Here is a 12,857-nt window from a genome sequence, read left to right as displayed (position 1 = left end):
CCCAGTACCGGACCCGGCCACCCCACCTTCTTCACCCCGCAGGAGTACCCCATGACCGTCCCCCAGCTCCCCACCCACGCCTGGCTCAACGGCACCGTCGTGGACTGGGACAACTGCACCGTCCACGCCCGCTCGCAGGGCGCCTTCTGGGGCGCCAACGTCTTCGAGGGCCTGCGCGCCTACCGCCGCCCCGACCGGTCGGGCCTCGCGGTCTTCCGCATCGACGAGCACCTCGCCCGGCTGCGCCGCTCGATGAAGTCGCTGCGCATGGAGATCCCCTTCACCGACGAGCAGTTGAAGCAGGGCGTGCTCGACGTCCTGAAGGCCAACACCTTCGACGAGGACGCGCACATCTGCGTCGTCTCGTACTTCAACATGGGCCCGAACGGCGACCCGCTCAGCCACACCGACGACGCGGGCGCGCACATCACCACCACCCGCGCCCCGCGCGGCCGCGGCTTCGACGGCGGGCTCTCCGCGACCATCTCCTCCTGGCGCCGGATCGGCGACGACAGCATGCCGACGCGCATCAAGGCGGGCGCGAACTACCACAACAGCCGTCTCGCCCACCACGAGGCCGTGCGCAACGGCTACGACACCACGCTCCTGCTCAACCAGCGCGGCACCGTCTCCGAGGCCCCCGGCTCCTGCGTGGTCATGCTGCGGGACGGCAAGCTCATCACCCCGCCCGGGACCAGCGGCGTACTCGAAGGCATCACCGTCGCCACCATCGGCGAACTCGCCGCGAACGAGCTGGGCATCACGATGGAGCGCCGCGAGATCGACCGCACCGAGCTGTACACCGCCGACGAGATCTTCGTCGCGGGCACCCTCGCCGAGGTCGCGCCGGTCACCACCATCGACCGGATCCCGGTCGGCGACGGCGGGCCCGGCGTGACCACCCGCAAGCTCCAGGAGCTCTACGACGCCGTGGTGCGCGACCAGCACCCCGACTACCGCCACTGGAACACGATCGTCCACACGACGGAGACCTCCGCATGAGCACCGCCACCGCCGCCGCCGTCGGCGCCAGCGCCGCGCTCGCACCGCTGCTGAGCGCCCTGCTCGACGGCTCCGTGGAGGTCGTCGACCTCACCTCCCCGCTGTCCGAGGAGACCCCGCTGATCCAGCTCCCGCCGGAGCGCGGCCAGCCCTGGCCGTTCGAGCGCGAGGTCATCAGCCACTACGACGAGGCCGGACCGACCGTCTACTGGAACAACATCCGCCTCTCCGAGCACACCGGCACCCACTTCGACGCGCCGGTCCACTGGCTCACGGGCCGCGACCTCGACGACGTCTCCCAGGTCCCGCCGCAGCGCCTGGTCGGCCCCGCCGCCGTACTCGACTTCTCCGCCGAGGCCGCCGCCGACCCCGACTTCCTGCTCCGGCGCCACCACGTGGAGGCCTGGCAGCAGGAGCACGGCCCCCTCCCGGCGGGCGGCTGGCTGCTCTACCGCACCGGCTGGGAGGCCCGCCAGGGCGACCAGGACACCTTCCTCAACGGGCGGCACACCCCCGGCATCGCCCCGGACTGCGCCCGCTGGCTCGCCGAGGAGACCGAGATCATCGGCATCGGGGTGGAGACGGTCGGCACCGACGCGGGCCTCGCGGGCGAGTTCGAGGACCAGCCCTACCCCTGCCACTGGTACTTCCACGGCGCCGACAAGTACGGCATCACCCAGCTCCGCAACCTGCACAGGCTGCCCGCCCAGGGCGCCGTGCTGATCGCCGCGCCGCTGCCCATCGTCGGCGGCTCGGGCAGCCCCGCCCGCATCCTCGCCCTCGTGCCCGCCACCGGCGCCTGACGGCCCGGCCCCGCGCCCCCTGATCCCCGATCCCGGAAAGGCACCCATGAGCCCGACGCCCGACGCCCTGGCCGCGCTCCGCCGCAGGTCGGTCAACCGCATCCTGGTCCTGCACGGCCTGTCGTCGTTCTGCTACGGCATGGTCTTCCCCTTCATCGGGATCCACCTGGCCGCCCGGCCGGAGATCGGAACGGCCGGGGTCGCCGTCTACTACGGCGCCTCCGGCCTGTCCAACCTCGCCGTATCGCTGCTGCTCACCGCCGCGGCCGTCCGCATCCCCCGGCACGCCCTCGCCATCCTCGGCCTGTTCCTGTGGATCGGCTGCTTCGGCGTGCTGACCGGCGCCACGACCCTGCCCGAGGCGGGCGCGGCGGCCCTGCTCGGCGGCGCGGGCCAGGGCGCCTTCATGGCCGCGATCATCCCGATCGTGAACTCCCTGGTGCCGCCCGAGGAACGGCGCGCGGTCTTCGCCCGCCGCTACCAGATCCTCAACGCCACGCTGGCGGGCGGCTCCCTGGTGGCCGGCCTGTTCCTCGCCGTCTTCTCCCGGGAAGCCATCACCTGGCTGCTGCTGGTGAACGCGGCCGGGTACCTGCCGGTGGCCCTGGTCCTGGCGCTGGCCCGCAAGGTCCCCGGCATCGCGGACACCGCGGCACCGGACACCGCGGCACCCGGCACCGCCGCACCGGACGGCGCGGCCACCGAAGCCGACCGGCCCGCCCCCGCCCCCGCCTTCGGCACCGGCATGCTGATCCGCGCCTCGCTGACCGCCGCCCTCTTCCAGTTCGGCGCGTACCTCTTCGGCTTCAGCCAGTTCGAGGCCACCGCCCCCCTGGTCGCCGACCAGCTCATGGACACCGGCATCGGCTGGATCTCGGTGATGCTCACCGTCAACGTCGTGGTGATCGTGGCCTGCCAGCGCCCCCTGGGGAAGCTGCTGGAGAAGCACCCCGAGGAACGCGGGCTGCGCGTCGCCGTGGCCTTCTGGGTGACGGGATTCCTCTTCGCCTTCGGTACCGCCTTCGGCCCCGGACCAGTCCAGCTCACCGGACTGATCCTCTACGCCGCCTTCTTCGGCCTCGGCGAGTGCGCGTACTCGTGCTCGTTCCACCCCTGGCTGATCTCCAAGGTGCCCGACCGCGAGCTGACCCGGGCCAGCGCCCTGTGCAACTCCATGATGGGCATCGGCATGTTCTTCGGCCCCTCCGCGGGCATCGCGCTCATCGGCCTCGGCGACCCGGTCTGGGTCTGGCTGCCGCTCGCCGCCCTGTGCGGGCTCGTCGCCCTCACCACCCTGCGCCGCGGGGCCCGTACCGCCTCCGCCGCCACCGCCGACTCCGGCGCCGCCGAGCTCGTACCGGCCGGCTGACCCCCCGTGACCACCACAACGGAGAACCCCATGCAGCCCGACGACATCGCCGTCCTCGACCAGCAGATCATCCACCTCGTCGGCCGCCGCGCCGAGGCCGCCCGCGAGCAGACCCACGCCCGCGTCACCTCCGGCGGCGCCCGGACCTCCCTGACCGAGGAGAACGTGGTCATCGACCGCTACCACGAGGAGTTCGGCCGCCCCGGGGTCAACCTGGCCCTGCTGCTCCTCGGCCTCCCGGACCGGCTGCCCCGGCGGTGACGGCCGTCCGGTGCTACGTCTACGCCCGCACGCCCGGCACCGGCAAGGACACCGGCACCGGCGTCCCGCCGGCCCCCTGGCGGGTGGGCGTCCTGCCCGGCGGCGCGCTCACCCTCCCCCACGCCCCGGTGTCCGGAGCGGGCGGCCGTGCCGAGGCGGCGTCGGCCCTCGTCCGGGCGCTGACCGGCCGGGTCCCCCGGCTCATCGCCCCGCCGGTGCCCCCGCTGGAGGCGGCCGGGGCCGCGTGGTGGATCCGGTCGCCGCGCGCAGGCCCGTACGAGAGCGAACACGAATACGTGATGGTCCTGCCCGGCGCCCCACCGTCCGGCCTGGACTGGCTGGGCCCGACGGCCGCACGGGCGACGCGGCCCCACCCACTGCTCCAGGACGAGAACCTGCGGCTCGCGGCGGCGCTCGGCGCCGTGCTGGACCCGCTGATCGCCGGGCTGAGCACCCCGGGCGTCATCCGGGCCATGACCCTGGGCCACAGCCGCCGGGACGTGGGGCAGCCTAGGCTCCTGGCCCAGTGGTGAACCGGCCCGCTTGCCCCTCGGCCGCACCCGCACCCGCGCGGTCGGCCTCGACCGCGTCGGCGGCCGCCCTGCCCCCGCCGTCGACCAGCACACCCGCCTCCTCCAGACCGACCAGGTAGCCGATCTGGAAACGGCTCTTCGCGTCGAGGGACCGCATGATCTCCGCGACGTGGCGCTGCACGGTCCGCACCGACATGCCCAGCCTGCGCGAGATGGCCTTGTCGTCCAGGCCCGCGGTCAGCAGCCGGACGATCGAGTGACGCAGGTCCTCGGAGACCTGCTTCGCCCACTCGCGGTCGAAGCTCACGGGGAACGGGTCCGCCGCCCGCCACGCCGTCTCGAACGAAGTCACCATGAACGCCACCAGGTTGGGCTCGTAGACGACCAGGGCGTGCGCCGAATTGCCCTCCACACTGACCACCGCCGCCCGGCGGTCGTAGATCAGCATCCGGTCCGGGCCGTCCGCGAGGGTGCGCACCTCGGCGCCGCGCTCCATCATCCACTCGGCGAACTCCACCGTGTGCTGGCTGTAGCGGGCCGGGTGCTGGTAGATCGACCGGCTGCTCACCCCTCGTTCGAGCAGCCGCGCCATGCTGCCGCGCGCCTTCTGCAGCGCCTCCGGGTCGCGGGCGCCGCCCGGCTGCACGTGCAGCGCCTCGGTCTGGCAGCTGTCCGTCAGCCCGTCGATCAAACGGCGTACGTCGTCCAGATCGGTCAGCAGTTCCACGGCCTTGCGCTGCTGGCGCTGCTGACCCAGCTGGTAGCAGGGGCCCAGCGCGGCGAACGAGGTGCGGATCCGCTCCACCGCCTCCGACTGCCGCCGGATCCTGCGTTCCATCGGCCACAGCAGCTGGCCCGCCGCGAACTGCGGGGAGACGACAGCCATCCGGTTCGCGTTGCCGGCGTCACGGCGCAGCAGCCGCAGCTCCTCCAACTGCTCGACGGCCGCTTCCAGTTCCAGCTCCCCGAGCCCGAGTGCGCCCGCCACCTCCTCCGGCGTGAAGGAGGGCAGACCGGCCACGAACTCGTAGAGACGCAACCCGTCGGGGGTCAGCTCCGCCTCCGGGACCTCAGCGGCTCCGTTTTCGCCGTACTCCATCGACTTCGCCACCCTTCGTGTTTGCGACAGACGTGAATACCGCAGGTCAAGGGGGGTCCCCAGCGGCTCTTGAGCGCGGCAAGCTACTCGAAGACGAGGCAGCCGGTCACCCGGTGAAACCAAAATCTGGCTGATCAGCGCTGTATGTCGACCCTCAACCTGATGCTGTTCTGACCTATCAGCATGAAAAGGACCCACACAATGCAGTCGATCCCTGCCCCAATCACCCTGCTCATCACCGGTGCAGCCGCGGCGCTGGCCCTCATTATCGGCCACTCTCCTGTGCTGTCCAGTGCGGGGCAGACCGTCGCCGGCGACAACGGCTGGTCCACCTCGGTGAAGGCGACCGAGCTGGACAACGGCTGGTCGTAGCGCGGTCCGGGGGAAACACCAAGGGGCCCTTCCCCCGTCGCGCGAGCGACGGGGGAAGGGCCCCTCAGTGATTGGCGCTCCGAAGAGCTACCAGGTCAGACCAGCTCTGATGGAAATCAGGCGTTGATCTTGGTGACCTGGCCGGCGCCGACGGTCCGGCCACCCTCACGGATGGCGAACTTCAGGCCCTCTTCCATGGCGACCGGCTGGATCAGCGCGACGGTCATCTCGGTGTTGTCACCGGGCATGACCATCTCGGTGCCCTCGGGGAGGGTCACAACGCCCGTAACGTCCGTGGTACGGAAGTAGAACTGCGGGCGGTAGTTGTTGAAGAACGGGGTGTGACGGCCACCCTCGTCCTTCGACAGGATGTAGGCCTGGGCCTCGAACTCCTTGTGCGGGGTGACCGAGCCGGGCTTGATGATGACCTGGCCGCGCTCGACGTCCTCGCGCTTGATGCCACGGAGGAGCAGACCGACGTTCTCGCCCGCCTGGCCCTCGTCGAGCAGCTTGCGGAACATCTCGATGCCGGTGACCGTGGTGGTGGTCTTGGCTTCCTTGATGCCGATGATGTCCACGGTCTCGTTGACCTTCAGGACACCACGCTCGATGCGACCGGTGACGACGGTGCCACGACCGGTGATCGTGAAGACGTCCTCGACGGGCATGAGGAACGGCATCTCGGTGTCACGCGGCGGCGTCGGGATGTGCTCGTCGACCGCGGCCATGAGACCGAGAAGCTTCTCGCTCCACACCGGGTCGCCCTCGAGCGCCTTCAGCGCGGAGACCTGGACGACCGGAAGGTCGTCGCCCGGGAACTCGTAGTCGGAGAGGAGCTCGCGAACCTCGAGCTCGACGAGCTCCAGGATCTCCTCGTCGTCCACCATGTCGGCCTTGTTCAGGGCGACAACGATGTAGGGAACGCCGACCTGGCGGGCCAGGAGCACGTGCTCCTTGGTCTGCGGCATCGGGCCGTCGGTGGCGGCGACGACGAGGATCGCACCGTCCATCTGCGCGGCACCGGTGATCATGTTCTTGATGTAGTCGGCGTGACCCGGGCAGTCGACGTGGGCGTAGTGACGCGCCTCGGTCTGGTACTCGACGTGCGCGATCGAGATGGTGATACCGCGCTGGCGCTCCTCAGGAGCCTTGTCGATCTGGTCGAAGGCCGAGGCCTCGTTCAGGTCCGGGTACGCGTCGTGCAGCACCTTGGTAATGGCGGCCGTGAGGGTCGTCTTACCGTGGTCAATGTGACCGATGGTGCCGATGTTGACGTGCGGCTTAGTCCGCTCGAACTTCGCCTTCGCCACGGGGTCCTCCTGGAGTGTGGTTCTGTACGCCTTGCTCATCGGCGCCAGGTGATCTTTGCTGGATAGCCGGTTCCCCCGGGGCAGCGGGAGGGTTGCTCCTGTTGCCCCAGAGGCTCCGGTGACAAGCCTAAAGCGTGTACTCGGAAGAGTTACTCGCCCTTGGCCTTCGCGATGATCTCCTCAGCGACGTTCCGGGGAACCTCGGCGTAGGAGTCGAACTGCATCGAGTAGCTGGCGCGACCCGAGGTCTTGCTGCGGAGGTCTCCGACGTAGCCGAACATCTCCGAGAGGGGCACGAGGCCCTTCACGAGGCGGGCACCGTGACGCTCCTCCATGGCCTGGATCTGGCCACGGCGGGAGTTGATGTCACCGATGACGTCGCCCATGGACTCCTCGGGCGTGGTGACCTCAACGGACATCATCGGCTCGAGCAGTACGGGGGACGCCTTGCGCGCGGCCTCCTTGAAGGCCTGCGAACCGGCGATCTTGAAGGCGAGCTCCGAGGAGTCGACCTCGTGGTAACCACCGTCGAGAAGGATGACGCGGACGCCAGTCATCTCGTAGCCGGCCAGGATGCCGAACTGCATGGCTTCCTGAGCACCCGCGTCGACCGAGGGGATGTACTCCCTCGGGATGCGGCCACCGGTGACCTTGTTCACGAACTCGTACGCCGGACCGTCGGCCTCGAGGATCGGCTCGATCGCGATCTGCACCTTGGCGAACTGACCGGTACCACCGGTCTGCTTCTTGTGGGTGTAGTCGTGACGCTCGACGGTCTTGCGGATCGTCTCGCGGTAAGCGACCTGCGGCTTGCCGACGTTGGCCTCGACCTTGAACTCGCGCTTCATACGGTCGACCAGCACCTCGAGGTGCAGCTCGCCCATACCACCGAGGATGGTCTGGCCGGTCTCTTCGTCCGAGTGAACGTGGAAGGAGGGGTCCTCCTCCGCGAGAGACTGGATGGCGACACCCAGCTTCTCCTGGTCACCCTTGGACTTGGGCTCGATGGCGACCTGGATGACCGGAGCCGGGAAGTCCATGGACTCCAGGATCACGGGTGCCTTGTCGTCACACAGCGTCTCACCAGTGGTGGTCTGCTTCAGGCCCATGACGGCGACGATGTCACCGGCGCCCACCGCGGCGATCTCTTCACGCTTGTTCGCGTGCATGCGGTAGATCTTGCCGATGCGCTCCTTCTTGCCCTTGACGGAGTTCAGCACCGCAGTGCCGGCCTCCAGGCGGCCCGAGTAAACCCGGACGAAGGTGAGCTTGCCGAGGTGCGGGTCGCGCATGATCTTGAACGCGAGCGCCGAAAGGGGCTCGTCGTCCGAAGGCTTGCGCTTCACGACGACCTCGGCGTCCTTGACGTCGTGGCCTTCGATGGCCTCGATGTCCAGGGGCGAGGGCAGGTAACGGACGACGGCGTCGAGCAGGGGCTGAACGCCCTTGTTCTTGAACGCCGTGCCACAGAACACCGCGGTGATCGTGGCGCCGTCACCCTTGCCGGAACCGATGATGATGCGACGGATCGCGGCGTGCAGCTGCTCGACGGAAGGCTCGACGCCCTCCAGGAACAGCTCCATGAGCTCGTCGTCGTTCTCGGCGGCCGTCTCGATGAGCTTGGCGCGCCACTCTTCAGCGGCTTCGGTGTGCGTGGCCGGGATGTCGACGATGTCGTACATCTCGCCCTTGGTCGCCTCGGCGGACCAGACGAACGCCTTCATGGTGACCAGGTCGACAACGCCCTGGAAGTCCATCTCGGCGCCGATGGGGAGCTGCATCACGATCGGAACCGCACCGAGGCGGTCCTTGATCATGTCGACACAGCGGTGGAACTCGGCACCGGTGCGGTCGAGCTTGTTGACGAAGCAGATACGCGGGACGCCGTAGCGGTCCGCCTGACGCCAGACAGTCTCGGACTGCGGCTCGACGCCGGCGACACCGTCGAAGACGGTGACGGCGCCGTCGAGCACGCGGAGCGAACGCTCCACCTCGACCGTGAAGTCGACGTGGCCCGGGGTGTCGATGATGTTGATCGTGTGGTCAACCTCATCGAGGGGCCAGTGGCAGGTCGTCGCGGCAGACGTGATCGTGATGCCGCGCTCCTGCTCCTGCTCCATCCAGTCCATCGTGGCAGCGCCGTCGTGGACTTCACCGATCTTGTACGACACACCGGTGTAGAACAGGATGCGCTCGGTGGTGGTCGTCTTACCCGCGTCGATGTGAGCCATGATGCCGATGTTGCGCACCTTGGCCAGGTCAAGCGAAGTGGTAGCCATATCGGCTCAGTCTTCTCTCGGTCTCGATGTGGGTTGGGACTACCAGCGGTAGTGCGCGAAGGCCTTGTTGGACTCGGCCATCTTGTGCGTGTCTTCGCGCTTCTTGACAGCGGCGCCAAGACCGTTGGACGCGTCCAGCAGCTCGTTCATGAGGCGCTCGGTCATCGTCTTCTCGCGGCGGGCGCGGGAGTAACCCACGAGCCAGCGCAGCGCGAGGGTCGACTGACGACCCGGCTTGACCTCGATCGGCACCTGGTAGGTGGCGCCACCGACACGGCGGGACTTGACCTCAAGCGACGGCTTGACGTTCTCCAGCGCGCGCTTCAGCGTGATGACCGGGTCGTTGCCGGTCTTCTCGCGGAGGCCTTCCATGGCGCCGTAGACGATGCGCTCGGCGGTGGAGCGCTTGCCGTTCATGAGGATCTTGTTGATGAGCGACGTCACCAGAGGAGATGCATAGACCGGGTCGATGATGACCGGGCGCTTCGGGGCGGGGCCCTTACGAGGCATTTCTACTTCTCCTTCTTGGCGCCGTAGCGGCTGCGGGCCTGCTTGCGGTTCTTGACAGCCTGAGTGTCAAGCGCACCGCGGATGATCTTGTAACGAACACCCGGCAGGTCCTTCACACGGCCACCACGCACGAGCACGATGGAGTGCTCCTGCAGGTTGTGTCCCTCACCCGGAATGTAGGCCGTGACCTCGATGCCGGAGGTCAGACGCACACGCGCGACCTTACGGAGCGCCGAGTTCGGCTTCTTCGGGGTGGTCGTGAACACACGCGTGCAGACGCCGCGGCGCTGGGGCGAAGCCTCAAGCGCGGGGGTCTTGGTCTTCTCGACCTTGTCCTGCCGGCCCTTACGGACCAGCTGCTGGATCGTAGGCACTACTTCTCCGGTTTCTGTGTGCCGTGTAGTGAAGCTAACCTGGAACATTTGCCGACCCACGCGGTCGGGTGTGTCGCACCCGGACAGCCCCCGCGCTAAGCGGAAACCGTTCGGATGACGGTGGCCAGTTGCGGCTCGCATGCGGTTGATGGACACGCACGGGAGCCCAGGCACACCCCAGGCACAAGGTCTGAGCGTACCTACCGCATTCTCTCCGGTCAAAACAAATGCCCTCGCCGGGCCGACCGGCCCCGGGGCAGCGGTCCGCAGCCGCTTAAACTACCCGAAACCATCCATCATACCGATCATCGAGCAGCGCGCATCGGCGAGCACCAGGAGCGAGACATTGGGCACCGTGGCATCGGAGCGGACAGCGGTCGACGGCCCGCCCCCTCGGCCCGGCAGGCCCGCCCGCAGCCGCCTGCGGCCGCTCCTGCGGCGGCTGTACGCGCCCCTGCTCGCCTTCCTCGTCACCGCGGGCGCCTTCTGCTCGGCCTGGGCGCTGCGCGGAGCCTTCCCCTTCGGCGACACCGGGCGCGCCCTGAACGACCAGGCCAACCAATACGTGCCCTTCCACCGCGCGCTCTGGGACCTGGTCCACGGCCAGGCCGCCGGTGACCTGCTCTTCACCTGGCGCGGCGGCTTCGGCCAGCAGTTCCTCTCGGACTACTACACCTACCTCGGCAACCCCGTCTCCTGGCTGACCGTGCTGGTCCCCCGGGCCCACGTCGACCTCGCGGTGTTCCTGGTCACCCCGCTCACCATGGGCCTGGCCGCGGCCCTGATGGCGGTCTACCTCGGCAAGCTGAACCCGGGCCCCTGGTGGCAGCGCGGGGTGCTCGGCGCCTGCTACGGGCTGTGCGGGTGGGCGCTCAGCGACGCCTCGTACATCCCGATGTGGCTGTGGGGCCTGGTGGCGCTGCCCATGCTCGGGATCGCGGTCGAGTGGTGCCTGGAGGGACGCCGCTGGCCGGGGGTCGCCGTCCTGGTCGCGCTCGCCTGGTACGGCAACTTCTACACCGCGATGATGGCGACGATGGCGGCCTGCGTACTCCTCGCCATCCGTCTCATCACCCGGGACATGGAGTCCGGTGCGCGGATCCGGGCCGTGTGGCGCGCGGCCTCCGCCGCCGTGGTCGGCATCATGCTGACCCTGCCCCTGCTGCTGCCGTCGTTCCTCTCCAGCGGCTCCGCGCAGCCGACCCAAGCCTCCTCCTTCAGCCCGCAGCGGCTGGAGGTCTTCCTCACCGGCATGCTGCCCGCCACCCACCTGTGGGGCGGCCGGCCCCGGCTGTACGTGGCCTCGCTCGGGCTGATCCTGGCCGGGTCCTTCGTGCTCAACACCGCCGTCGCCAAGCGCACCCGGCTGGTGTGGGCCGCCGCGATCGTGCTGGTGGCGGCCTCCTTCCAGTTCCCGCCGACCCAGTACGTGTGGCACGGGCTGGCGGTGCCGAACGGCAATCCGTACCGCGAGGCCTTCGTCTTCAGCGGGATGCTGGTGATCCTGGCCTGGCTCGCCCTGGCCAACCGGCCGCGCCCGCTGCACCTGACGCTGACCGCCGCGCTGCTGGTCGCCGCCACCTTCGTCCTGCGCCACACCGACGACTTCGGCGGCTACACCTGGGCGGCCGTCCTCGGCGGCGGCGGGATCTCGCTGCTCGCCCTGCTCCTGCTGGGTCTGGGCGAGAAGCGCCGCGTACTCGTCCCGATCGCCGCGGTCCTCATGGTCGGCGTCGTCTTCGGCGAATCCACGCTGGCCGCGGTGAACGCCGACGAACGCCGGGCCCGCGAACGCTGGGCCGCGCCCGCCGCGACCTCGAACCGGTCGATCACCCACCACGTCGACGCTGTCCGCGAGCTGGACGGCTGGCCCGCATACCGGACCGACTCGGGCGCCCCCCAGACCTCGTACAATGACGCCCTCGCCCTCCAGGCGGAGGGCCCGCAGTACTACAGCAGCTACCTCCCCGAGGCCACGTACAAGGCCCTCGAACCCCTCGGCTACGGGTACAAGAACGACGGCCGCACCTTCTTCGGCGCCGACAACCCGGTCCTCGACGCGATCTTCTCGATCGGCGCCCGGGTCCGTCCGGGCGACACCGCGAACAGCTGGACGGGCACCCGCTTCCCGGCCCCGCCCCTGGTGACCGTCCGCAGCGGCCCCTTCGCCTCGCCCAACCCGCCCGACAGCGTGTACGCGCACCAGGAGAACGTCCTGGGCGCCACCGTCTACCAGGTCCCGAAGGTCACCCGTACCGGGACGGACACCGCGCAGACGTACACCGCCCAGTGCACCCCCGGCTCCGAGCTGTACTGGTACTCCCCCGCCCTCTACGGCACGGTCGTCAGCGACGGCGCCCGGCGCCCGATCGAGGACACGCTCTCCGGGGTCATGAAGCTCGGCGAGGTCCCCGCCTCCGGCAGGGCCGACGTCACCGTCGAGACCCGGTCCGAGGCCTTCGCCCCCGAGCACCCGGTCGGCTGCCTGGACCGCGCCCGCCTGGACGCGGCCGTCGCCCACCTGACCGCCACCGGCGCCACCTCGGTCACCGCGGGCGGCCACAGCATCGAAGCCACCCTCCCCAAGGGTGCCTCCGGCACGGCTGTCTTCGCCATGACCGACGTCCCGGGCTGGCAGTGCGCGGCGGGCGGCGGCGCCTTCGCCACCCCGTCCTCGTTCAACGGCCTGGTCGCCCTCCCGGTGACCCCGGCCACCACCAAGGTCTCGTGCACCTTCACCCCCCGCGGCCTCACCCCGGGCCTGGCGGCCGGCGCCCTGGCCCTCCTGGCCCTGATCTCCGTCGCGGTCACCACCCGCCACCGCCGCCGCACGGGACGCTGAGCGGGGCGACCGGGGCAGCGGCAAGGGCCCCCACTCCGACCGGGCGACATGCCCGGCCGGGGTGGGGGCCCTTCTAGTGCCGCGCGGGGCGGCCCTGAGCAAA

Annotated in this window: 12 protein-coding genes; 7 read left to right on the top strand and 5 right to left on the bottom strand. The window is 69.7% G+C overall.

Annotated elements, in window-relative coordinates; all coding sequences use genetic code 11:
- The first annotated feature begins 51 nt into the window (after positions 1–51).
- From ilvE to QMF80_RS11975, 5 genes are read left to right on the top strand one after another with little or no spacing between them, the layout of a single operon-like run.
- Positions 52–1,002, top strand: coding sequence for a branched-chain-amino-acid transaminase (gene ilvE / locus QMF80_RS11995; protein WP_283452425.1), 951 nt, complete (start codon positions 52–54; stop codon positions 1,000–1,002).
- Positions 999–1,805, top strand: a complete 807-nt coding sequence (locus QMF80_RS11990; protein ID WP_283452424.1) for a cyclase family protein — start codon at positions 999–1,001, stop codon at positions 1,803–1,805. The genes ilvE and QMF80_RS11990 overlap by 4 nt, the downstream gene beginning before the upstream one ends.
- Before the next feature lie 46 nt (positions 1,806–1,851).
- Complete coding sequence (locus tag QMF80_RS11985; RefSeq protein WP_283452422.1) at positions 1,852–3,174, top strand: MFS transporter; 1,323 nt, start codon at positions 1,852–1,854, stop codon at positions 3,172–3,174.
- A gap of 30 nt (positions 3,175–3,204) precedes the next feature.
- Complete coding sequence (locus tag QMF80_RS11980) at positions 3,205–3,435, top strand: chorismate mutase family protein (RefSeq protein WP_283452420.1); 231 nt, start codon at positions 3,205–3,207, stop codon at positions 3,433–3,435.
- Positions 3,432–3,968 carry a hypothetical protein gene (locus QMF80_RS11975; protein ID WP_283452418.1) on the top strand — a complete coding sequence of 179 codons (537 nt, stop codon included), beginning with the start codon at positions 3,432–3,434 and terminating at the stop codon, positions 3,966–3,968. Before QMF80_RS11980 ends, QMF80_RS11975 begins: the two co-directional genes overlap by 4 nt.
- On the opposite strand, the gene QMF80_RS11970 is transcribed toward QMF80_RS11975, so the two are convergent.
- Positions 3,946–5,067: a helix-turn-helix domain-containing protein gene (locus QMF80_RS11970; RefSeq protein WP_283452416.1), complete on the bottom strand. Its 1,122-nt coding sequence runs from the start codon at positions 5,065–5,067 to the stop codon at positions 3,946–3,948. The two genes, QMF80_RS11975 and QMF80_RS11970, sit on opposite strands and share 23 nt — an antisense overlap.
- A 201-nt stretch (positions 5,068–5,268) precedes the next feature.
- Here QMF80_RS11970 and QMF80_RS11965 point away from each other — a divergent pair, with 201 nt between their 5' ends.
- Entirely contained in the window at positions 5,269–5,439 is a 171-nt protein-coding gene (locus tag QMF80_RS11965) for a hypothetical protein (RefSeq protein WP_283452414.1), read from the top strand.
- A 116-nt stretch (positions 5,440–5,555) separates the two neighbouring features.
- Here the strand turns inward: QMF80_RS11965 and tuf are convergent, their stop codons facing one another.
- The 4 genes from tuf to rpsL form a co-directional block, all read right to left on the bottom strand.
- Entirely contained in the window at positions 5,556–6,749 is a 1,194-nt protein-coding gene (gene tuf / locus QMF80_RS11960; RefSeq protein WP_283452412.1) for an elongation factor Tu, read from the bottom strand.
- Between the two features lie 149 nt (positions 6,750–6,898).
- Positions 6,899–9,028, bottom strand: coding sequence for an elongation factor G (fusA, locus tag QMF80_RS11955; RefSeq protein ID WP_283452410.1), 2,130 nt, complete (start codon positions 9,026–9,028; stop codon positions 6,899–6,901).
- A gap of 39 nt (positions 9,029–9,067) precedes the next feature.
- Positions 9,068–9,538 carry a 30S ribosomal protein S7 gene (rpsG, locus tag QMF80_RS11950; protein WP_267751584.1) on the bottom strand — a complete coding sequence of 157 codons (471 nt, stop codon included), beginning with the start codon at positions 9,536–9,538 and terminating at the stop codon, positions 9,068–9,070.
- Positions 9,539–9,540: 2 nt separating this feature from the next.
- On the bottom strand, positions 9,541–9,912 hold the full coding sequence (gene rpsL, locus QMF80_RS11945) for a 30S ribosomal protein S12 (RefSeq protein WP_007265893.1): 372 nt from the start codon (positions 9,910–9,912) through the stop codon (positions 9,541–9,543).
- Between the two features lie 355 nt (positions 9,913–10,267).
- Between rpsL and QMF80_RS11940 the strand changes: the two genes are divergently transcribed.
- On the top strand, positions 10,268–12,754 hold the full coding sequence (locus tag QMF80_RS11940; protein ID WP_283452395.1) for a YfhO family protein: 2,487 nt from the start codon (positions 10,268–10,270) through the stop codon (positions 12,752–12,754).
- Positions 12,755–12,857: the final 103 nt, after the last annotated feature.

The sequence above is a fragment of the Streptomyces sp. G-G2 genome, from assembly GCF_030063135.1.
Taxonomy (GTDB): domain Bacteria; phylum Actinomycetota; class Actinomycetes; order Streptomycetales; family Streptomycetaceae; genus Streptomyces.
The sequence above is the reverse complement of the archived record's forward strand: the minus strand, read 5'-3'. Positions and strand labels throughout refer to the sequence as shown.